Annotated in this window: 24 protein-coding genes and 3 pseudogenes; 10 read left to right on the top strand and 17 right to left on the bottom strand. The window is 43.6% G+C overall.

Annotated elements, in window-relative coordinates; genetic code table 11:
* Positions 1-30 precede the first annotated feature (30 nt).
* The 10 genes from flgK to flgB form a co-directional block, all read right to left on the bottom strand.
* The gene (gene flgK, locus IQ211_RS09005) at positions 31-1668 is read right to left on the bottom strand and encodes a flagellar hook-associated protein FlgK (protein ID WP_189759968.1); all 1638 of its coding nucleotides are present in this window, start codon (positions 1666-1668) and stop codon (positions 31-33) included.
* A gap of 101 nt (positions 1669-1769) precedes the next feature.
* Positions 1770-2762, bottom strand: a complete 993-nt coding sequence (gene flgJ / locus IQ211_RS09000) for a flagellar assembly peptidoglycan hydrolase FlgJ (RefSeq protein ID WP_189759967.1) — start codon at positions 2760-2762, stop codon at positions 1770-1772.
* A complete protein-coding gene (locus tag IQ211_RS08995; protein ID WP_189759966.1) occupies positions 2762-3880 on the bottom strand; it encodes a flagellar basal body P-ring protein FlgI in 1119 nt (372 codons plus the stop codon). The genes flgJ and IQ211_RS08995 overlap by 1 nt, the downstream gene beginning before the upstream one ends.
* A 15-nt stretch (positions 3881-3895) precedes the next feature.
* The gene (locus IQ211_RS08990; protein ID WP_223281725.1) at positions 3896-4666 is read right to left on the bottom strand and encodes a flagellar basal body L-ring protein FlgH; all 771 of its coding nucleotides are present in this window, start codon (positions 4664-4666) and stop codon (positions 3896-3898) included.
* A gap of 67 nt (positions 4667-4733) precedes the next feature.
* Complete coding sequence (flgG, locus tag IQ211_RS08985; RefSeq protein WP_074024366.1) at positions 4734-5516, bottom strand: flagellar basal-body rod protein FlgG; 783 nt, start codon at positions 5514-5516, stop codon at positions 4734-4736.
* A gap of 22 nt (positions 5517-5538) precedes the next feature.
* On the bottom strand, positions 5539-6294 hold the full coding sequence (locus IQ211_RS08980; protein ID WP_189759965.1) for a flagellar basal body rod protein FlgF: 756 nt from the start codon (positions 6292-6294) through the stop codon (positions 5539-5541).
* A 21-nt stretch (positions 6295-6315) separates the two neighbouring features.
* Positions 6316-7554: a flagellar hook protein FlgE gene (gene flgE / locus IQ211_RS08975; RefSeq protein WP_189759964.1), complete on the bottom strand. Its 1239-nt coding sequence runs from the start codon at positions 7552-7554 to the stop codon at positions 6316-6318.
* 15 nt (positions 7555-7569) lie between these two features.
* Positions 7570-8280, bottom strand: coding sequence for a flagellar hook assembly protein FlgD (locus tag IQ211_RS08970; protein ID WP_189759963.1), 711 nt, complete (start codon positions 8278-8280; stop codon positions 7570-7572).
* 13 nt (positions 8281-8293) lie between these two features.
* A complete protein-coding gene (flgC, locus tag IQ211_RS08965; protein WP_047770689.1) occupies positions 8294-8698 on the bottom strand; it encodes a flagellar basal body rod protein FlgC in 405 nt (134 codons plus the stop codon).
* A gap of 5 nt (positions 8699-8703) precedes the next feature.
* Positions 8704-9120, bottom strand: coding sequence for a flagellar basal body rod protein FlgB (gene flgB / locus IQ211_RS08960; RefSeq protein ID WP_189759962.1), 417 nt, complete (start codon positions 9118-9120; stop codon positions 8704-8706).
* Between the two features lie 209 nt (positions 9121-9329).
* On the opposite strand from flgB, the gene flgA reads away from it, so the two are divergent.
* From flgA to IQ211_RS08925, 7 genes are all read left to right on the top strand, one after another.
* Complete coding sequence (flgA, locus tag IQ211_RS08955; protein WP_189759961.1) at positions 9330-10007, top strand: flagellar basal body P-ring formation chaperone FlgA; 678 nt, start codon at positions 9330-9332, stop codon at positions 10005-10007.
* A 122-nt stretch (positions 10008-10129) separates the two neighbouring features.
* The gene (gene flgM / locus IQ211_RS08950; protein ID WP_047770686.1) at positions 10130-10429 is read left to right on the top strand and encodes a flagellar biosynthesis anti-sigma factor FlgM; all 300 of its coding nucleotides are present in this window, start codon (positions 10130-10132) and stop codon (positions 10427-10429) included.
* 23 nt (positions 10430-10452) lie between these two features.
* On the top strand, positions 10453-10893 hold the full coding sequence (locus tag IQ211_RS08945; protein ID WP_189759960.1) for a flagella synthesis protein FlgN: 441 nt from the start codon (positions 10453-10455) through the stop codon (positions 10891-10893).
* Between the two features lie 823 nt (positions 10894-11716).
* Positions 11717-12268 (top strand): fimbrial protein, encoded by a 552-nt coding sequence (locus IQ211_RS08940; protein ID WP_189759959.1) that lies wholly within the window; start codon positions 11717-11719, stop codon positions 12266-12268.
* A gap of 85 nt (positions 12269-12353) precedes the next feature.
* The gene (locus tag IQ211_RS08935; RefSeq protein WP_399478171.1) at positions 12354-13061 is read left to right on the top strand and encodes a fimbrial biogenesis chaperone; all 708 of its coding nucleotides are present in this window, start codon (positions 12354-12356) and stop codon (positions 13059-13061) included.
* Positions 13062-13134: 73 nt separating this feature from the next.
* Positions 13135-15618, top strand: a complete 2484-nt coding sequence (locus IQ211_RS08930; protein WP_189759958.1) for a fimbria/pilus outer membrane usher protein — start codon at positions 13135-13137, stop codon at positions 15616-15618.
* A gap of 12 nt (positions 15619-15630) precedes the next feature.
* Positions 15631-16572 (top strand): fimbrial protein, encoded by a 942-nt coding sequence (locus IQ211_RS08925; protein WP_189759957.1) that lies wholly within the window; start codon positions 15631-15633, stop codon positions 16570-16572.
* A gap of 451 nt (positions 16573-17023) precedes the next feature.
* On the opposite strand, the pseudogene IQ211_RS08920 reads toward IQ211_RS08925, so the two are convergent.
* A pseudogene (locus tag IQ211_RS08920) lies at positions 17024-17195 on the bottom strand (TerL protein); the annotation flags it as partial.
* 4 nt (positions 17196-17199) lie between these two features.
* Positions 17200-17754: pseudogene (locus IQ211_RS08915) on the bottom strand (terminase small subunit).
* A gap of 209 nt (positions 17755-17963) precedes the next feature.
* On the opposite strand from IQ211_RS08915, the gene IQ211_RS08910 reads away from it, so the two are divergent.
* Positions 17964-18365: a hypothetical protein gene (locus IQ211_RS08910; RefSeq protein ID WP_189759956.1), complete on the top strand. Its 402-nt coding sequence runs from the start codon at positions 17964-17966 to the stop codon at positions 18363-18365.
* Between the two features lie 91 nt (positions 18366-18456).
* On the opposite strand, the gene IQ211_RS20320 is transcribed toward IQ211_RS08910, so the two are convergent.
* Together IQ211_RS20320 and IQ211_RS20105 are read right to left on the bottom strand one after the other, a co-directional pair.
* On the bottom strand, positions 18457-18621 hold the full coding sequence (locus tag IQ211_RS20320; protein ID WP_455570257.1) for a hypothetical protein: 165 nt from the start codon (positions 18619-18621) through the stop codon (positions 18457-18459).
* Between the two features lie 207 nt (positions 18622-18828).
* The gene (locus IQ211_RS20105; protein ID WP_189759955.1) at positions 18829-19065 is read right to left on the bottom strand and encodes a lysis protein; all 237 of its coding nucleotides are present in this window, start codon (positions 19063-19065) and stop codon (positions 18829-18831) included.
* Between the two features lie 45 nt (positions 19066-19110).
* On the opposite strand from IQ211_RS20105, the gene IQ211_RS08900 reads away from it, so the two are divergent.
* Positions 19111-19281 (top strand): Nmad5 family putative nucleotide modification protein, encoded by a 171-nt coding sequence (locus tag IQ211_RS08900; protein ID WP_189759954.1) that lies wholly within the window; start codon positions 19111-19113, stop codon positions 19279-19281.
* Positions 19282-19375: 94 nt separating this feature from the next.
* Here IQ211_RS08900 and IQ211_RS08895 read toward each other — a convergent pair whose 3' ends face one another.
* Positions 19376-20140, bottom strand: a complete 765-nt coding sequence (locus IQ211_RS08895; RefSeq protein WP_189759953.1) for a hypothetical protein — start codon at positions 20138-20140, stop codon at positions 19376-19378.
* A gap of 123 nt (positions 20141-20263) precedes the next feature.
* Between IQ211_RS08895 and IQ211_RS08890 the strand changes: the two are divergent.
* Positions 20264-21687, top strand: a pseudogene (locus IQ211_RS08890) (DNA polymerase).
* Here the strand turns inward: IQ211_RS08890 and IQ211_RS08885 are convergent.
* Together IQ211_RS08885 and IQ211_RS08880 are read right to left on the bottom strand one after the other, a co-directional pair.
* Positions 21684-22067, bottom strand: a complete 384-nt coding sequence (locus IQ211_RS08885) for a hypothetical protein (RefSeq protein ID WP_189759952.1) — start codon at positions 22065-22067, stop codon at positions 21684-21686. The pseudogene IQ211_RS08890 and the gene IQ211_RS08885 overlap by 4 nt on opposite strands.
* 52 nt (positions 22068-22119) lie before the next feature.
* The coding region (locus IQ211_RS08880; RefSeq protein ID WP_193836349.1) for an IS630 family transposase at positions 22120-22594 on the bottom strand (475 nt) is incomplete at its 5' end.

The raw sequence follows: 22594 nt of genomic DNA, 5'->3' as shown, positions 1-22594 counted from the left end.
CAGTTCCTTCTTCTCTTTTGCCACTAGTGATTAACGGATGTCCAGAATGGCATTAAACAACGTTGATGCAGTCTGGATAACACGAGCATTTGCCAAATAGTATTGCTGCAAACGTTGCAGCTCGCCGTATTCTTCGTCCATATTGACACCAGATACCTGCTCACGGGCTTTGAAACTCGCCTTTAGGCTGATATTTTGAGCCTCCAGACTGCGCTTAGAACTATTGGCCTTGCTCCCCACCGTACTGACCAGCGAAGCATAAGCATCAGTCAAGGTATTTTTACCATTAATAAGTTTTTCTTTTTGCAGGAGGGTGAATTTCTTCGCGTTTTCGTTATCACTTGGCCCAGAATTTTTGGCGCCCGCCGTTGCCAGTTGAGAAGAATCCTTAATATTGACTTCCAGTGCAGAGATGACACTACTGACCGTTTTCAGTATGTATCGATCATTATCCTGTGGATTCGTTGCATTGATGTCGACTTTCAGACCGTCAAATTCCAGCGTATCACCATTTTTAGTTACAGAGATCATTTCCCTGTCAGCAACACGCTGTATTTTCCAATCTCCACCTTCATATTTGATGGTGTAGTCACTGTCTTTGACTTTAGTGGTATCTGCATATTCCACTTTAATTTCAGCTGTGCCTTTGTTATTGCTGTTAGCAATGGTTGCTGGCTGCGCAAAATTGAAGAAATTAATACCGGCTTCACCATTCAGATCAAAGCCACCGCGCTGGACCTGATTGAATCGATCCGCCATCACTAATCCCAATTGGTTTAATTGATTGCGGGTTGGCTCTATCACTTCACTACGTGCACGTAATGCACCGCCCAACTTTCCTTGCGAGACAAAGCGTTCATCAATCTCTCTGGTCCCTGTGCCATTATCGTAGCCCAGCGTGACACGGTTGCTATCTGCACTGGATGGGATCGCTTCCAATCGATAGGCATTACTGCCAGATACCAGTGACATGCCACCGCCAAATGAGACGTTGTAAACACCGCCATCTTGCTTAGTCAGTTCTACACCAACAAGCCGATTTAACTGATACAGCGCATGATCACGTTTATCCAGTAAAGCCAGCGGTTCACCGTTTCCTGCGCCACGCATACGAGAAACTTCATCGTTCAGAAAGGCTATTTCTTCCGCGTATTTATTGATTGCGGCAACATGCTGATCAATTTGGTGATTGATACCTTCGTCTAACTTACGGAGCGTTTGATCAGCTTCTTTAAATCGGTTAACCAAACCTTCAGCTTTGCCCCGTACTGTCGTTCTTGCCGCATGGTCTTCCGCGTTATTTTCAAGCGTACTCAGGCCCTTAAAAAGGTCTTCCATAAAGCTGGAAAGGCTAGTTGCTTTATCGGCCAGCAGATTTTCAACCTGGGAGATTTGCTGATTGTATGTATCTAATTCGTCATACTTGGTTTGTGCAGTGTTATATTGCTGACTAATAAATTCATCGTATTGGCGGTTAATAGAATTAACATTCACACCATTGCCAATAAAACCAACCGGCGACATGCTACCGCTATCCGGCAACATTACCGCTGTCTGTCGGTGATATCCTTCGGCCTTAGAGTTGGTAATGTTATTACCCACGACACCCATTGCCACTTGTGCAGCATTAATACCACTCATAGCAGTATTGATAAGACTATTGGACATGTGTAGATCCTTTTACGTTTTCGTTATGCCTCCATCGTGGGAGGTAATGCACTGCTACAGTTATCGGCAAAATACCTTGATTCTTGAGCGAATTGATTCCCTTAAAACAGGTTATCGATATCATAGGTATAGGCTTTTGCCATTTGCTTGCCGGTGCTTTTTAGCTGCTGGATCAATGACACTAATTTTTGGGCATAACCTGGATCGGTGGCATATCCAGCCTCTTGTAAGGAATACGCGCCCTGCTCCGCCGTTGTTGATTGTGCAACCTTGGTGTAACGGGGGTTTTCTGTCAGTAACTTGACGTAATCCGTTATCGCTTCCGCATAAGAGCTATAGACGCGGAAGCTGTCCTGCATTTTCTTCGGCTCACCATCAATGTATTCCGTCGTCATAATATTAGTGACGGGACCTTTCCAGTGTTTTCCCGCTTTAATACCAAACAAATTATGACTTGGCTTACCTTCCGCAGTCAGAATTTCTCGCTGCCCCCAACCGGATTCCAGCGCTGCCTGAGCAATAATCAACAAATGAGGAATACCACTTTGCTGGCTTGCCAACTGAGCGGGCAAGGAAAGCATGGAAACAAAGCTGGCACTGTGCATCGGCAATGATTTTGGTGGGGCTGAACTGTATTGAGGTGAACCATTCGCCGAAGATGGATTTTTAGGAGTTGGCATCGCCCGACGCATAAATGGTTCCAATGCCTGCTTCGGTAATGTTTGCAAGATTTCATTATCCAGCGGCATCGGCACCGTGCTGGCTAATTCATCTGGCACATTATTTGCGACATTATTTGCATGAGAAAATTGCTTAACGATCATATCCGCAAATCCTAAGCCTTTTTGGGAAAGATCCTGAGCAATTTGCTGATCGTACAGTGAAGTATAAAAGCGCGTCTGCTCACTGCTTAAAATGCCATCCTGCGGCAACGAGGAACGCATACTTTTCAGCATCATCTGAACGAAGACGCCTTCTAATTGTTGGGCTACTTGCCGTAGCCCTTGTTGTGGTTCCTGTGACAATTTAGCTTTCAGTGAATGCAATGAGTTAACATCGTAAGCTGCATTGGACATCGTCAGAAAGTCATTCATCAGATAATCTCCAATTTCGCCCGCAGACAACCTGCGCTGTCCATTGCCTGCAAAATCGACATTAAATCGGTTGGTGTTGCCCCCAACGCATTCAACGCACGCACAACTTGTGTCAGATTGGCACTGGCACTCAGCTGCTGCAATGCACCACCCTGCTCCTGAATACCAACCCCCGTATTACGGGTTACGACAGTGCTGCCTCCCGCCAACGGCGTATTGGGCTGGTTAACCACGATCTGACGTTCAACGGTCACGGACAAACTACCATGAGCAATTGCACAGCTGTCCAAGGTCACATTGCGGTTCATCACCACGGAACCCGTTCGGGAGTTGAAAATCACTTTGGCATCACCGGCATCCACGCGGATAGGCAAATTCTGCACCTGAGCCAGAAACCTCACCTGTTCGCTGTTCTCAATCGGCAAGCGCAACTGCACCGTGCGGGGATCCAACGGCGTCGCCGTTCCTGTGCCTTTCAATCGGTTGATCGCATCACTGATTTTCTGAGCCAGACCAAAATCATCATCATTCAATTGCAGGTTCAGTGTGCCTTTTTGTCCGAACTGGGTTGGCAATTCACGTTCAATCACCGCACCATTGGAGATCCGGCCACCCGCAAGTTGGTTGACTTTGATACTGTTACCGCCGGCACTCACACCGGCTCCCCCCACCAGAATATTACCCTGAGCCAAGGCATAAACCTGGTTATCCACCCCTTTTAATGGTGTCATCAGCAATGTCCCGCCACGCAAGCTCTTGGCATTACCCAGCGAGGAAACGACAACATCAATGTTCTGCCCTGCACGTGCAAAAGGTGGCAGTTTTGCTGTCACCATCACGGCAGCGACGTTTTTAAGCTGCATATTTGTCCCAGCAGGTACAGTGATCCCTAATTGTGACAACATATTGCTCAGGCTTTGGGTAGTAAAAGGCGTCTGCATGGTTTGGTCACCCGTTCCATCCAGCCCAACAACCAAACCATAACCAATCAGCGCGTTATCCCTGACTCCTTCAAGCGTCGTCAAATCACGAATACGTTCAGCAAAAACACTGGCAGAAGTGAACATACCAGACAGCACCAACAAAAACGTAAAAAGGCTGGCGACTAATTTTTTCATCCTGACCATCCTCTTTTAAAACGGTGAGATATTGATAAAGAAACGTTGCAACCAACCCATATGCTGCGCTTCGTTGATATAACCATCACCAACATACTCAATACGGGCATCAGCAACTTGATTGGAACTCACCGAATTGTTGCCCGTGATCGTGCGCGGGTTAACAACACCAGAGAAACGAATAAACTCCGTCCCCTGATTAATGGCGATCTGTTTTTCTCCCACTACATGCAGGTTACCATTGGCCAGCAGCTTATCCACAGTCACAGTAATGGTGCCCCTGAAGGTATTGTTGGCATTCGCCCCCCCCTTGCCGCCAAATTCATTATTGCCTTCCATACCCAGATCGGTTTTTTCACCGCCCATCAATCCCTGTAAAAAACGAGGGGTCAAAGCCGCTGTGAAACTGGTTTTTCCATTGCGGCTGGCATTGGCTGAAGAGTTTTTGCTTGCGCTGACGTTCTCTTGCAAGATAATCGTCAGCGTATCACCGATATTGCGTGGACGGCGGTCTTCAAACAGTGGCTGATAGCCGTAATAGACCGGTTGAACCGTTTGAAAAATAGAACCATTTGGCGTTGGAGCAGGCGTTTCGGCGGGTTTTGCGGTTGTTTGCCCTTCTACCAGTGGCTTGTGCGGCATATAAGCACAGCCCCCTAATGTCAGTGCTAGTGCCGCCACAGATATGCTGATACGCCACTTATTTCTCTGGTTTTTCCGTAAACCAGTGGAGCCATAAGCTACATGGTTTTTAGCATGGCTTTCGGCAACGGGCATTGTATCCATCTTCTATGCTCTTAAGTTTATCGTAGAAATAGTGGAGGAACGTGTTCCCCCACCATTAATGGTTAGGTTATAACTGAGTCAGCTTTTGCAGCATTTGATCAGAAGTTGATACTGCCTTGCTGTTGATTTCATAGGCTCGCTGCACCTGGATCATAGTGACCAACTCTTCCGCCACATTGACGTTAGACGTTTCGACAAAGCCTTGATAGAGCACACCAGCGCCATTGATACCCGGTGCATTTTCTACTGGCACGCCAGAACTGTTGGTTTCCAGATACAAATTCTCACCGATGCTTTCCAGCCCACTTTCATTGATAAACGTGGTCAATGTCAGTTGCCCAATCTGCTGAGGCGCATTTTGCCCTTGCACGTTTACACTGACAGTACCATCACTGGCAATGTTAAGCTTCGTGGCATTATCTGGAATGATGATGGCAGGGACTATCTGAAAACCACCCACAGTAACCAGCTGACCATTCTGATCTTTCTGAAATGAACCATCACGGGTATAGCCAATGGTGCCATCAGGCATCTGGACTTGGAAAAAGCCCTGTCCTTTAATTGCCACATCCTGGCTGCTATTGGTTTTCGCCAGGTTACCCTGGCTGTGCAGCCGCTCGGTAGCTACCGGTCGGGCGCCCGTACCAATCTGCAAACCTGATGGCAGGGTTGTCTGTTCAGACGACATCGCGCCCGGCTGACGCTCGGTTTGATAGAGCAAATCTTCAAACACCGCACGCTGGCGTTTGAAACCGTTGGTGCTGACGTTTGCCAAGTTGTTAGAAATAACATCCATATTGGTTTGCTGAGCATCCAGCCCAGTCTTGGCAATCCATAAAGATCGGATCATGAATTTATCCCCTGTCTCCGATTTAGCTCATAGCGAGAATTTGGTTAGCCCGCTGTGCATTCTCATCGGAACTGTGTATGACTTTCATTTGCATTTCAAAGCGACGCGCGTTGGCGATCATGTTCACCATGCTTTCTACTGGATTCACATTGCTGCCTTCCAGAACACCTGGCATCAGTTTCACTTCGGTGCTGGCCGCCAATTCATTGCCCTGCTGTTCCCGCGCCAGTGGCGTTAAATGGAACAAACCATCATCACCACGCACGACTTGGTTAGCTTCTGGTTTAACGATTTTCAGCTTGCCAATCTGGCCCAACAAAGTGGGAGGATCGCTGGCAATCAGGGCAGAGATGGCACCGTCTGTCGCAATGGTCAGTTCAGCCTGCGGCGGGACATCAATCGGCCCGTTTTCACCCATCAACATACGCCCCTGTACCATCAGTTGCCCTTCGGGTGAAATCTGGATACTGCCGTTGCGGGTATAGGCTTCTGTCCCGTCTTCAAGCTGGACAGCCAAATAGCCACCTTGTCCGACTGCCACATCTAACGGACGAGAAGTGTAATTCATGGGACCTTGACGGCTATCCATGCCAGGAGTAGAGGCAACGACCAGCGAGCGTGTCGGCAAGGTTTCACCTTCAATAGGTACGGCACGCAGGGCAGCAAGCTGGGCCTTGAATCCCGGTGTTGACGCATTAGCCAGATTGTTGGCTGTGACAGCCTGATGTTCCAGCGTTTGGCGCGCAGCGCCCATAGCGGTATAAATGACGTGATCCATAAAGCTATCCGCCTGAGCCTATTAACGCATACTGACCAGCGTTTGCAGAATTTGATCCTGCGTTTTGATGGTCTGGGCGTTAGATTGGTAGTTACGCTGGGCGACAATCATACTGACCAGCTCCTGGCTCATATCAACGTTTGATGATTCCAATGAGCTACTGATCAACTTACCGAAGTTACCTGAACCTGCGGTACCGACCACTGGGCTACCGGATGCACCGGTTTCGATCCAAACGTTATCACCCTGAGAGGCTAAGCCTGCCGGATTGGAGAAGTTCGCCAGTACGACTTGTCCCAATACTTGTTTCTGCTCGTTAGAATAAATACCGTAAATTTTGCCATCCCCCTCAACTTGGTAGTTGGTGAAGTGACCTGCCGCATAACCGTCTTGCTTTTGATTAGAGATGGAATCTTCTTTGACTCTCTGCTGCTTGCTACCGTTAAAGTCAAACTTGATTATGTCCGAATTAGAACCATTCAAGGCTGGCATAGCGAAAGCAAATACGTTTTCAGCCGTTGTAGGTGCCGCAAGCTTACCATTGCCATCAAAACTCACACTGCCTTCTTTGTTTAATTTTTCAGCTGCCGCATTCTTAACAGAAGTATCCAGGGCATAAATATCCCACTGATTATCATCTGTCTTGACGAAGAACACATTGACATTATGTTCATTACCGAGGCTATCGTATACCGAGATACCGGAACTGTAGTTAAAAGTATCTTTCACATCCGGTTTAAATGGATTAGCTGCCGTATCGATCTTGTCATGCATCGAATTCAGGTTAGCCTTCATCTTAACTTCTGTCGTCGCCTTAGCAGCCAGCATGTCAGTGGGAATCGAAATTGGCCCTGGTGCGGCACCTTGTTGAATTTCAGGGCCATCTTTACCCTGAATGGCTTGATAACCCGTCAATTTCATGCCCTGCATATCGATCACATTACGATCAGCATCCATTTTAAATTGACCATTACGGGAATAAAAAATATTACCGTTGGTATCCTGCATACGGAAAAAACCGCCCTGGGTAATCGCCATATTTAATTGATCATTGGTTTTGGTGATTGAACCATCCTTAAAGTTCTGCACCATGCCAGAAACTTTCACGCCCAACCCGACATCTGAGCCACTGAACACATCGGAAAAAGCAACAGAACTGGATTTAAATCCGTATGTTGCCGAGTTTGCAATATTATTACCAATAACGTCTAAGTTGCTTGCTGCAGCATTTAAGCCACTGACCGCTTGTGAAAAAGCCATATGTCCTCCGTTTAATTAAAGAATCTGACGAACTTCGTCCATGTTTACCGTACCCACCAGCCCTAAATCCAATTTAGTGCCATTCTCTTGCCGCACAACGCCTTCAACCTTGGCAGCTCTCAGGGCATTGACCATCAGCGCTTGATCCTGCTGGCTTGCGGAAACGATGAAGTTGTAAGCGCCTTGTTCCACTACATTGCCGTCTGCGTCTTTACCATCCCATCTGAAGCTGTGTACACCGGCACCCAAAAATTCAGATGAATTGGGATCCAATTTATTGAATTCCATCTCCCGAACAACTACGCCACTTTTATTTCTGATGGTCACTTTGACAGTATCGGCGGGTCGGCTTAGTTCAAAGCCGATTGGGGTTGCACTGTTTTCACTAGCCCCCAGCAAAATCTCATTGCCGGGCACCATGACATCTCGGCCAATCAGTGCGACCGTTTGCATCGTGTGGTTACTGTCCATTTGCCCGACAATGGAACCCAGCGTCTTATTGAGCTTCTCAATCCCTTCAACCGTGCTGATCTGCGCAATCTGTGAAGTCACTTCACTGTTTTGCATTGGGTTGGTTGGATCTTGGTTTTGGAGCTGAGCAACCAAGATCTTCAAGAAGCTATCTTTAATATCACCACTGCTTTGCAATTCTCGGTTGGTCAACTTAGCCAGTTCACCGACGGTTGAATTATCCAATGATTCATTAACAGAAGCGGTAATTCCCATAACGATATTCCTGTTACTGGCCTAGTGTCAGCGTTTTCAACATGATGGATTTGGTCGTATTTAGCACTTCGACGTTTGCCTGATAACTGCGGGAAGCGGAGATGGTATTGACCATTTCTCCAACGACATCCACATTCGGCATACGTACATAACCTTTTTCATCGGCCAGTGGATGGCCAGGCTGATATTCAAGACGGAAAGGTGAAGGATCATCCACAACTTCACTAACGCGAACACCGCCAACCTCTTGGCCTGCGGGAGCGGCGACACGGAAGACCACTTGCTTGGCACGGTATGGCTCGCCATCCGGTCCCGCAACACTGTCGGCATTCGCCATATTACTGGCGCTAACGTTCAGTCGCTGAGACTGAGCAGAAAGTGCCGAACTGGCAATATCAAAAATACTAAGTAGAGACATTCCCATTATCCTTGTGACTGTAGAACTGACATCATGCTTTTGATTTGTGCATTGGTCATCGTGAGTTCAGCCTGATATTTCAAACTGTTATCTGCGAAATTGCTGCGTTCTATATCCATGTCAACGGTATTTCCATCCATGGCGGTCTGGTATGGCACCCGATACAGCAGATCCATCTCCAGACGTTTTTGAGGCTGAACGGGAATATGTCGATCGGAAGTCAGAGATAGCCCAATTCCATTCCCCGTTACACGACCATGTGCCATGACTTTTTTCAGTTGAGCAGCAAAATCGATATCACGCGCCTGATAGCCAGGGGTATCCGCATTGGCGATATTGGCAGACAAAATTTCCTGCCGCTGGTTGCGGAGCGCCAGCGCTTCTTGTCGAAATTGAAAAGCGGCATCTAATTTATCGAGCATATTCCTCCCTCGGGTTAGTTCTGTCGGGGATAAGCCCCAAGCAGCTAACAGAATAAACGGAGAAGAAAAAGGTAATTCGAAGAATAGAAACAAATTGAATTGCTATTTATCCCATTAACGAATAATCAATCGAGTTACACTACTCACATCCAACAGGTGCTGAATATTTTTTGTAATCATGGCTCACTAACAGGATTTAAGGTGGTGAAATGCCTGCACTAAAGTTTATCGGGTTCCTTGCCTTTTTCCTTAATCTATTTTTTGTTTTCGGCAGTTCTGTCGCTTGGGGAAACAACATAGCGCAATTAATAGATGACTATTTCAGGCAGATCCATCGCCCATCAAATCATCAGGTTTCAGTGGAGATCAAAACGCCCGAACAACAATGGCCGGTTTGTGAACATCCTGAAATACAACCATTACTTAGCAACAAAAATTGGGGTAACCTTTCTGTACCTGTGACTTGTGGTCAGCAACGCCGTTTTATTCAGGTTTATGTCAATGTCATCGGCCCTTATTTGGTTTCTAAGCGGGCTATTAGCCGCAATACAGCCCTGACAATAAAAGATTTTCAAGTAAAAACAGGTTCCTTAGATAAGCTGCCAAACGACATAATCCGTAACAGCAAAGCCATACAAAATGGTATTGCGCTGCGCAACATACCTGCCGGACAATTCATCACACGCAATATGCTCCGGCGTCCCTGGGCAATTCAAGCCGGGCAAAATGTGGTTGTCACCGTAGATGGGCACCATTTTCAGGTGCGTTATGAAGGAAAAGCGATTAACAACGCCGCGAGTTTTGATAATATCCGTGTCCGCCTGAACTCTGGACAGGTCATTACGGGTGAAGCTCAAGAAAATGGTAGTGTAAAAATGATGTTATAAATGGCTAAAGTTTTACTTCTTCACGCCGATATAACCAACAGACCATGATTTACAGGCATGCCAGCGGTATATCGCCTGCTACCTAAGACAAATAAATAATGCCTGATTAAAGGATTACGATTATGAGTATTGAACGCACTCAACCTCTACTGGCCATTGCCGCTTTACAACAGCGCAATGCCAATGAAGGTGCTCAGAGCACTCGCAGAATTGTGGCTGTTGCAGAAAAAAGCGCAGATACACAAGTTAAGCTGAGCGAAGCGCAGAAAAAGCTCGTCCAGCCAAGCAGTCAGGATATTAATATCCAGAAAGTACAACAACTGAAAGAAGCCATTGCAAAGGGAACCCTAACGATGGACAGCGGTAAAATTGCTGATGCTCTATTTAGGGAGGCCCTTGAAAACATGGAATATGATAAATAAACACCCAATCTAAAGAGCCATAAATGGAAGAACTTCAACTCTTGCTTGAACAGCAAAGCGCGCACTTAAATTTGCTTTCGCAAACTATGGCAGAAGAACAGCGCATATTGAACGAAGGCTTTATTGAAGTGAATCATTTACATCGTGTGACGGAACAAAAGACATTTTTGCTTTCAGCACTCGATCATGCTGAACGAAAACGCCAGCAGTTAAATGACACGCTAAAAATAAATGCTCCTTATGCTAACCATAAAAGGCTAGCCGTCTTATGGAGTCAAATTAGTCAATCTGTTGAACACATCCGTGATTTAAATTCACATAACGGATTTTTACTGGAACAACATATAGCGTTAAATAGTAAAGCGATCGCTTTTCTGAAAACTCACCACAGCCCTTCTTTTTATGGTGCAGACGGCCAGGCCCGTCGTCATTCAGCGCTATCAGGCCACAAGATCAGCGTTTGATCATTCGGTTACTGCCTAAGCAGTAAGCTCTACAGACCTCTTGGTTTATTGACAGTGATAAGGGGTCTGTTTCTGTGTATCTGTATTTCCCCCTTGATAAAAAAGAAAATAATTTTCATTATACTAACACGCTTTTAAAGGAATATGGTCCTTCGGTGATAGTTCCGATATATTCACTTTTTTAGTTATACCAATCTAACTGCAAGATGCGTTTTGAGATATAAACAATCACATTGATTTGCAAACTTCAAGTTGCTCATTATTAGACAACATAACTCATTGTTTCTCCCCGCTTCGCGGGGAGAAACAATATGCATTTTGAAATGAGATGGGTATATGACTCCAAAGTGTTAATTTGATATTTATTATGTTTTTTTAAAAAGCGATCATCATCATTATTACGATAAAAGTTATTTGTCGATATTGTGACCAAACCGAACCGGTACGCAAGCATGAAAACAGGTAATATCAAGACGAAAAGCTTACCGCTCATTTGCGGAATTGAATGAACAACGCTCTTTTGTCAGCAACAAGAAAATAACCCCATTTTCCTCGATATGCTTTTGATAGAAAAAGAAAAAATTATCGCTTACGTAAAAAAGCTTCCCGCAAATTCTTCATTTTTACTTGATTGATAAATCCTATCAATATATTGGCAATTGATCGTGATTACCGATAGTTTTGTTGATCTTTTTTGATACATAAGGTAAATTTTTCTTCTGCGCACAAAAATCTGTGCTCAAAATCTTTTTGTTATGGCACTTTATTATATTGCGTTATACATAATAAGTAGTTTTATATTATGATTGTTATGGACATGTGAATGAAAAATAGTTTAGTTTCATCTTTTATTGCTGCAATATTGGTTTCAGTAAGCAGTGTTTCTTATGCGGCTTTTCCGGTAACAACGGGATCAGTAAAATTCCACGGGGATATTATAGAATCAACGTGTGATAGTGATGTTTCTGGCAATACTGTGAATATGGGAACATATCACATGAGCGATATCGGAAAAAAAGGATCTGAAATTACAGGGAGCAAAAAGCCTTTTAGTATTAAATTAACCGGCTGTCCTGTTACTACCACACCGCTTATCATGGAAGTCACACTTTCTGGAAATACACCGGATTCCACCGATAACAGGCTATTAGCATTAGATGGATCTTCTGGAACAGCTGCAGCCGGAATTGGCATTGGTATTTATAACAACGCAGGTGGGCTGATAGATCTTTCTTCCTCTTCTAAGCTGCCAGGAGTTACAATCGACAAGGCGGATATGGAAATACCTTTACAAGTGGCTTATGTATCTAATGGACAAAGCGTTAGAGCCGGCAAAGCCGATGCCACACTTAATTTTAATATAAATTACAAATAAAAAATTAATTATCTATTCCCTAGCCGCAGAGGTATTTTTATGGCTGCGGCCAGGCGCTATTAACATCATAATTAGTCATGTAATAATGAAAGATAAAATAAAAAAAATATTTATATCGTATATGTTAACGAAAAAAATAACGCTCATATTTTTATTGTTTTTTATATTTCCGTCCTGGGCGGGTGTCACTATTGGTGGAACCCGTGTTATTTACAAAGGAAATAAAAAAGAAACTTCAATTTCGGTGAAAAACGCTGACGAAAGCCGGCCTTATTTAATTCAGTCTTTTATCAGTGCTGACTCAAAAGGAGAAAAAGCGCCTTTTATTGTAACGCCTCCGCTATTTCGTTTGGATGCTGACAAAGAAAGTATTCTTCGTATTGTCCGTATCGGTGGTAATTTACCTGAGGATAGGGAATCGGTTTTTTACCTTAATGTAAAGTCTATTCCTGCCATACAAGAAAACGAACAGAATACTTTATTAATTGCGGTGAAAACCCGAATTAAATTGTTTTATCGGCCTGAAGGCATTGAAGGTGATTCTGAAGAAGCTTATAAGATGCTGACATTTCATCGCATTGGTCACCAACTTGAGGTCAAAAACCCCAGTAATTATTACGTCACCATCGGGCAGCTCAAAGTGGCCGGTAAGCTCCTGACGGGTACGGATATGATCCCTCCACATGGTGTAGCACATTTCGTTCTGCCATCTGAATCATCAGGCTTAGTTAGCTGGAATAGCATCAACAGTCATGGCGGTATAAGTAAAGAAGTCATTAAAAACCTGCCTTAAAAAGAAAATAAAAGTTAAATATTGGGAACGAAAAATCATATTTATTAAATATAAAAAGAGTAGCGGCACAATTATGCCAACATATTTGCTTTCAATCTTTATTTTATGTTTTTCTGTATTGTTATCATTACCCGTCACGGCACAGGATTATTTTCGCTTATCCGCATTGGAGTTAGATGAAACTCAATCGGCGATTGATTTAAGCGTATTTTCATTCCCCGGAGGTCAATTACCAGGTCAGTATCAGGTGAGCATATTTCTTAACGGGAAAGAGAAAGAAACAAAACAGGTTAACTTTATTAAACTGGAAAATGGAAAACTGTCTCCACAACTAACGGTTGATAATTTAAAACAGTTTGGTGTGAAGATGTCCGCTTTTCCTGCGTTGATGAAACTCTCTCCTGAACAAGTTATTGATGATATTAGCGAATATATTCTGCAGGCATCGACTTCATTCGATTTCTATGGGCAACGTCTGGATATCAGCATTCCACAAGCAGCTTTGGATAATCAAGCCAAAGATACTGTAGCACCACATTTATGGCAGCATGGAGAGACAGCCTTTTTAATGAGCTATAATTTTAGTGGTTCGGAGAATGATAATAAAAACACAAAAAATCAAAGTTATTTTTTAAATTTACAAAGCGGAATCAATATCGGAGCCTGGCGTATAAGGAATCAATCGGTTTATGAGTATAATTCTGAAAAAAACCAAGGTGAGAGTCGTTTTTCATCTATTAACAGTTACATCCAACGGGACATTCCAGAACTAAAAAGTCAAATAATTCTCGGCGAAACCTTTACTGACGGAGATATATTTGAAAGCGTGCCATTTATCGGGGCTTCTATGACATCCGATAGCTTAATGTTGCCCAGCAGCCAGCGTGGATTTGCGCCAATTATCCGGGGTATTGCTCAAACCCATGCGCGCGTAACAATCCGCCAAAATAATTACGTTATTTACGAAAGCTATGTTCCACCAGGGCCTTTCGTTATTACGGATCTTTATTCCACTTCCGGCTCGGGTGATTTGGATATCACAATCACCGAAAAAGACGGGCAACAGCGTAAATTTGTGCAACCATTTTCATCAGTACCCGTGATGCAGCGAGAAGGACAATTAAAATATCAGGTTACCTTGGGGCGCTACCGTTATGCCAATGCCAACACTGATAAACCTTATTTTAGTGAAGCGACATTTATCTATGGACTCTCTAATCGGTTAAGTTTGCTATCTGGTGTTCAGGTAGCAGAAAACTACCGGGCGTTTAACGCTGGTCTGGGAATTGGTTTAGGTAATTTTGGGGCGATTTCTCTGGATATGACACAAGCAGATGCCTGGTTGCATGAGAATAAACGTAAACAAGGGCAATCGTACCGAATCCAATATACGAAAAGTATCGAGGCAACGGGAACATCCCTGACATTGGCTGGATATCGCTATTCCACACCAGAATACTATTCATTTGCAGAAGCAAATGAATATTCAGTAAGAAAAGAAGCCGGCCGCGGCCAGAATAAGCGTAGCCAATTGCAGCTAACCTTAAATCAAGGGATGGGGGATTTTGGCAATATTTATGTGTCTGCCTATCAGCAAGATTACTGGGGAAAACAAGGCACCAACCAATCATTATCTGCAGGTTACAACATTAACCTTGCAGGGATCAGTTATGGGTTGAATCTTTCCTACGACGCCAATCATAAATCCATTAAGAGTAAGGATATACAGACATCGTTTACTGTTTCTATTCCACTGGATCAGTGGCTGCCTAATGGATGGGTAACTTACAGCATGAATAGAAATGGCCACAGTCGAGGAAGCCAACAACTGACAATTAGTGGCAGCGCATTGGACGATCATACCTTGTCATATAGTATCCACGGAGAGCGCAGCAACAACATGGAAGGGACGAGCGGTGGTGTTTCGCTGGAATATAGCCATTCTTCTGGCCGTGTGAATTTGGGCTACAGCTACAGTGATAATAGCCAATCACTTAACTACGGGCTGTCTGGCGGTATTGTCGCCCATCAAAACGGCATTACGTTTTCCCAATCATTAGGTGAAACCGTAGCACTGGTCAAAGCAGCCGGTGCAGCAGAAACAAAAATTTTAAATCACAGTGGAATTAAAACGGATTCACGTGGCTATGCCGTGATCCCATCGATCGAACCTTATACCTACAACCGGATTGCCCTGGATACCGAAATGCTGGCTGATGGTGTTGATCTTGACAATTCAGTGCAACACATTGTACCGACTCGCGGGGCCGTGGTTGCTGCCAATTTTCGTGTCCGTCAAGGGCACCGCATATTGGTGACATTACGTTACAACGGCAAACCTGTGCCTTTCGGTGCCAGCGCAGCATTAACAAACGGTGACAGTAGCGGGATTGTTGGTGATGACGGTGAGTTGTATTTGAATGCGGTCCCCGAACAGGCAGAAATAAAAGTACAATGGGGAAAAAACAAGCACCAACAATGTCGTGCAAAAACAGATGTATCAGTGCTGCCCGAAAAGTCAGGCGTATTACGCCTGACTGCTGATTGCCGCACCTAAAAGGAATTTATCATGTTTAATTTTGAACGTAATAACCATTTTCAAATTAAAGCTAATAACTTTTTATTGGCATTAATCATTGTTATTGTCGCGGGGAGCTATTCAACACAGGGTATAGCCGCAGTATGTAAGGCGAATAGAATGCAGGAAATAATCAGATTTGATGATATTTATGTTGACTATAAAAATTTGCCAGGCAAAAAAGACGCCTCCAATAACGAGATGAGGGTAAGCTGCAATATATCCGGTCAGCATATATACGTAAAATCCATGACTGGAGTCAATGTAGGCTCCCCTAAAAATAACTTTTATGAAACCAGTCTTCCTGGTGTCAGATTTAAATGGGAACTCCAACCTAATGGTGTGGTGAGTCAGGCTATGAATGTAGGCAGTTCAAGAGGGATCGGCACCGGCAACAGAAAATTGAACAGTAAATTTTTTATTGAGATCAATAGCACTGTTCAATCAGGAACCGTCAATGAAATAATAATAACGATGGCTGATACTAAAAATAAGCATACGGTTTTCACTTATAAAATCCCTTCTTTTAACATCACGGCAAGATCTTGTGAAATAACCACGCCTATCGTTAATGTTCCGATGGGAGCCGTATTAAAAAGTCACTTTAAAAACATCGGTGATACGGCTGGTGGACGTTCTTTCGAGGTTAATGTGCAATGTAAAGGCTCCCCGAACGCGAATATTACCTGGGAACCGGGAAAGACTCATACAAATGGAGTGATAAATGCTGATTCGACCTCATCAGCAACAGGGATCGGCATCCAGATGCTAGATGACAAAGGCAATCCTGTGAAGTTTGGTGAACCGCAAGCTCTTGGCGTGATAAATTCTTTGAAGGCATTGTCATATAAGGCAAAGTATTATCAAACCAGTAATACCGTCATTGCCGGTAGCGTTAATGCTACAGCCACTTTCACTATCGATTATAAGTAATGAGCCTGTATTAGTTCAGATTAATCCATAATAAGGTGATCATTTAAACGATCACCTTATATACCAATCTCATACACAAGATCTTAAGAATTAAGCCTTTCAAAACATGCATTCAATATCTTGTTTTTACATGACTTTCTTTGCGGTGTTTTAAAAGCGTTCCGATATAAATATTCTCTTGCCTTTTCCAGTAAAAAAACCGGTTTCTGATCACGCCCATTGGAGCACATTTTCTATTATCGGCGCTAACCAGATATCCGTATTTTTCGCTGCCTTGAGCAAAAAAACATCGGGAAATATTCGTCTTGACATTGTCCGCCGGATCAGCAGAGCAAGTAAGTTTGATCAAATCAACCCAGAAGCCAGAGCAGCATTCCTGGTCACAAAACTTTCACCAGCTCAGGCGTTCGAGGAACGCGGCCTCGTCCACAAAAAAATAGAAGCTGGTACGGTCTACCGTCATGCCCCAATCAATAATAAATCGCCCTGGATTATCGCGGTAAAATGTTCGCATAGCGGGTATAACGAGGGTTCTGGCGAATACGTTGTAACCGCTCCATCCGCCACCCGAATACCGCGTTATAATCGGGGGTGCGAAAATCAAACAGAAACGGCACAGGCATTGCGTCACCCCATCATTTTCTTATAGGCAGCCTCTGCCTGTTCGGGTGTCCGATTGGGCCGTCATTAGCAACTGTCAGTTCGTTTTTGACGTTCTCGCGGAATGCCTGGACAGAGATGTGTTTACCTAGCAATTCGAGGTTTTTGACTTTGTCCGACCATTTGATTTTTTGAGTATGCCGACAGTATCGCGCTCGTCACCTCTACCCTCGAACATCTCAGCCAGATTGAACCCGCTGAGATAACGGCGCCATGATTCCGGTCCTTCGGACAATGGTTTGATACTGAGGTCCTCCTCCAAAATATCCGCCACATCCATCTGGTCGATTTCAACGAGGCGCATTAGCACATATTAGCATCAATACCCAACTGTTTATTGTGCTCCTGTTTCAGCTCATCGATTAGCGCGATAACAATGGTTTTTTTCATCAACTGATAGCTGATTTCACTGGCGCGTTTCGGGCTGTATCCTGCTCGGATCGCTGCCTGCGTTGCATTTAAATCGACCAGGTATTCACGACAAAACGTTTTCTGTTTTGTCGTCATTTTTTTACTGGTCATGTTTTTGGTTCCTGTAAATATAAAAAATGCCACCGGCCCGTAGGCGTTGGGAACGGGATGGCAGCATGGGTTATTTCTGTAGCCACTCAGGGAATGGACACAGAGATATTGGGTTTAGTTTCAGAGGGTAATTATTGTTAAGTTTTATTCGCTTGTTGTTGGGCAGAAATGGGATTAAGTATATGTAAACATACTTTATGGAGGTCGCTATGCCAATAAATCCGCGAGATCCATTTAAAACCAGCTTTCCCTTAGTCAGACGCAGGCCAGTTCTTCGTATTCAAGCCACTATTGAGCATTCTGCCTCTCATTCTTTAGGCGCTGATATTCTTAACGTATATCTAGAATATTTAATCCAATGCAGATTCCTAAGTGTTGATGGATTCGGAAGATTGACTATCAGAGCTGCATTTGCTGACTTAGCTTATGGGCCTATTAATTTATCGAATATAGAAAGATATTTGAATCTGCTTGGATTTACCCCAACAATAGCGTTAAACGGAGTTAAATATGTACAGACCCGTTACCCTAATGTTCGTAACTTAGCCGATTATGAAGAAAAAGTTTTACCGGCAATAAAGATGGCGTGGGCTGCTCATCCACCTTATTGATTTTTAGTTTCTGAGCCGTTAGATGTTATCTTCGCCACCCCAGGTCATTTGGTCTGAGGTGGTAAGGCATTCCCAGTTACTCAGGCTTGAGTCATACAATTAAAACGTATGAACCGTTTATGCAAAATGTCATAGTACATGATAATTGTGTTTGTGAAAGCACCCTTTCAACTTCTGCTAATTGGTAATAAGCAACACTACCGATAAAATCAGATATCTTTGTAACCTTCTCATCAAGATCTGTTAATTCGTCTATAACGCGCTGTTAGTATGGCTGTAAGATTGTTTGTTGAGCATTCATTTTGTTACTTTGTAACATCCAGTCTTGATATATACACGTTACCTTTCAAGTTGCTCATTATAAGACAACATAACTCATTGTTTCTCCCCGCTTCGCGGGGAGAAACAATATGCATCTTGAAGTGAGATGGGTATAGTCATAGTCCTGCAGATATACAGTCTGCTACCTGTTCTCCGCCATCATTCGGAGGAGATCGTAATAATCTTGTTTAGCTGGTTCGGTAAGTTGTGGGGTTCCTGCATCGCCCAGGCTGGAGGTGGCCGTGGCTTTAGACACGGGGCAGATGGCTTTGATCCGCAGCTTGCGATGACCAGCGGCAATATCAGAGCAAAGAGCATCGATTTCAGATTTGGCATTGACTAGTTCCTGAGTATGTTTGGTGTCTAACTCATGCAGCATTTCAATGTGCGTGTTCTGGTAAGTGATGGTATCGGTTAAATAACCATGAAGTTAAATAAAGATATAAAAAACCAAATTATTAAAAATGTGCTGGATAAATCTGGAATATTTGAAAAAGAAGAGCAATTATATAAAGACCGTGTGAGCGGGGCTGAAAAAGTAAGAATCGAAGCCATCGGCGGTGAAAGCTGCATCTGTTCCCACCGTTCGCCGTGAAGCACTTAATGAGATGAGTGGGTTGCCATCCGAGGTTGTTGGTTAAATGTAAGGAATGCCCCGCTAATTATTACGGGGCAAGATTAATTATAATTTATTTATAAACATTTAGGTAACGCGTAATTTCAGCAGAAAGATGTGAATCTTCTTTTGAAATTAACTCATAAAAATCACGTTGAATTTCACATGATAATTTAGGGTTTTTGGCTAATTCCTTTATGTCTTCAGAAGTAACAAGATCTCCATGTCTTTCTATCAATTTAATGTAAATATTAGTAAGCGCTTCTTCCACTTGTGAGGCAGGCAGCCTATTAACTTTAACGGGCTGTTTTATTGAGTTTATAAAACCCTCCATATAATATTTTTGACCCATTTTATCTCCTAGTGACTTTCCTATTCTATCTAAATCAGGCTCTCCAAGTACACCAGGGTATAATGATTTAAAACATTCCATCCCGGTAGGATCCATAGTTAATAAGCCACTAAAAAGCTTGGCGCGATACTTGGTAAAAACATTGACAGCATCATCAGAAGAATAATTTAGTATTTCAGGTAAATGACTATCAGACCATTTCCTCAGTGATAATACATTTTTCATAATAGCACTATTTTTAGCAGCCTTACCTTTAATAAGGTATGAATCTCTAATTGAAGAGTAAAATTCATCATATCGCTCTGGTTCAATGAAGCGAATGACATTCAAGATTGGCCATGTTTTTAATATTTCTTCCTGTGTTGGCCCATCAAACTCTCTTGATTTATCTTTTATATAACCGTAACCCGCTACAAAAAAGATAACCATAATAACAACGGTTATAACTAATTTTTTAATATCGACAAAATCTTTCAAACTTCCCATGTATCCCTCAACAATTTAAAACTAACTATTATGAATAATACTATTCTCTGGCTCAACCTCGAAACCTACAGTGAAGTGCCGATTAGAAATGGTACTCACGCTTACGCCGAACATACCGAAATTATGTTATTTGCATGGGCGATTAACAATAACCCTGTTCAGGTATGGGATATTACCAATGATACGACCATACCCGCCGAATTACATCAAAGTTTACTCGATCCGACCGTTACTTTATTCGCCCATAACAGCCACTTTGACCGCACTGTTTTACGCTATTACTGGCCGGGGTTTGATCATGATATTAGCCGCTGGCGTGACACGATGGTACACGCGCTGGTGCATGGTTTACCCGGTGCATTAGGTGAACTATGTGAAGTACTGGGCGTCCCGCAGGACAAAGCGAAAGATAAAGAAGGCAAGGCGCTAATTCAGCTATTCTGCAAGCCTCGCCCAAAACACTCAGCACTCCGCCGTGCCACCAGCAAAACTCATCCCGAAGAATGGCGTCGATTTGTTGAGTACGCCGCGCTAGATATTGAAGCTATGTGCGAAGTACACAAGCGCCTATCCAAATGGAATTATCAATCAGCCATTCGTGGTGTGATCATTGCACCGGACGGTAAGAAACTGGTCATTAGTGGCTTGTCCAATATCGAAGGTCGGATGCTAGCATGGTTGGCAGGTGAAGACAGGAAAATAAAAGCATTCAGTGACTTTGATAAAGGTATTGGCTCTGACCTTTATAAACTGGCTTACACCCGTGCATTCAACATCGAGCCAGAGGACGTCACCAAAGACCAACGCCAGATCGGTAAAGTCATGGAACTCGGTTTAGGTTACGGTGGCGGAGTCGCGGCGTTTCTGACATTCGCCCTGACCTATGGCCTCGACCTTGAAGAACTGGCAACGGCCGCATTACCCAATATCCCCGTCAAAATTCAGCGGAATGCCATGAGCTGGTATAAAAAGTCGGTCGAACTGGAACAAACCTACGGCCTGAGCGAAAGAGTGTTTATCACCTGTGATTCATTCAAACACATGTGGCGCAATGCCCATCCTGAAACGGGTCGTTCTGGTATGAATTGGAGGAAGCCGTAAAACGGGCGATCAGTTCCCCCAGTGTCACCATTTCTTGCCGTGGGCTACGAGTGCGTCGCGATGGGGTTTGGCTCCGTGTGGTTTTACCGTCTGGGCACACAGTCTGTTACCCCTCACTGCGTCTTGAAGACGGGCAGATCAATTATATGGGTACGAACCCGTACAGCCGTAAATGGCAACGGCTCAAAACCTACAGCGGGAAATTGGTTGAAAATGCTACTCAAGCAGCCGTTCGCGATGTACTGGCCGGCAACATGCCACGTATAGAAGACGCCGGTTATGACATTGTGCTGACAGTACATGACGAAATCATCAGCGAAGCACCCGACACACCGGATTACTCACCTGAACACTTAAGTTTATTACTTGCAACCAATCCCCATTGGGCACCGGATTTACCTCTGAACGCTGGCGGGTTTGAATCACTTCGCTATAGAAAAGATTAAGGTATCGGAAATACTTGAGTTATATGGAAATCGCTAGGGATTTCAGATAGAACACCAGTAACAGGATCATAGTATTTTCTTTGATAACAGATAATCCAGTGACGATCCCCGGATTTTGCATCATCCCACCGGCCATGGCATACATAGTTCTGTGATTCATCAAATTTGTCATTATTGGTGTTTTGATATTTAAGCTCTGATACACCGTAGATTAATTTAATAGCATTACGCATTTGTTCTAAATTAACCAACAAAGCTGGGTTACAAAAAGAATTATCCAAAACCCAAACTTTGGTTTTTTCGTAATCAGAATATCTCAGCATTGCCATAACAGCAATCCCACAGCCGGTGCTCCAATTTGGTTGTTCAACATATATCATACTAATTTTCCTTATTTTAAAACAATCCACGGGTTATTATATAAATAAGCTTTCATAATAACGATACACTTATTTTTTTCATTCCTGGTTGTTGCCCTAATGAAAATGCAATCATAAATTCTTCAACGCACGCTAAGAGTTGCCACATATACTGACAGCAATGATTTCGAGTGACGGTTTCATGCAAGGATTGCCACAGGCGTTCAATCTTATTTAGCCATGGCGAATAGACCGGTAAAAATAACAGGTTAAATTGAGGGTTTTGTTTTAGCCATTCCCTGACTTTATGGCTTTTGTGAATACCATAATTATCCAAAATCAACGTGATACTTTTGGCTTGACGATACTGACGATTAATTTTCTCTAACATATTGATAAATAAATCAGCGTTTTTCTTTATACCACCGACATAGGTTACTTGACCTGTTCGGGCATCAAGGCAGCCTGCAAGGTAGTGCTTTTGGTTTTTCCCCGGCGTCATCACGCGTTTTTGTTGTCCTTTTAGACACCAGTCTGCCCCGATTTTA

Source organism: Xenorhabdus griffiniae, from assembly GCF_015163655.1.
Classification (GTDB): Bacteria; Pseudomonadota; Gammaproteobacteria; order Enterobacterales; family Enterobacteriaceae; genus Xenorhabdus; species Xenorhabdus griffiniae.
The sequence above is the reverse complement of the archived record's forward strand: the minus strand, read 5'-3'. Positions and strand labels throughout refer to the sequence as shown.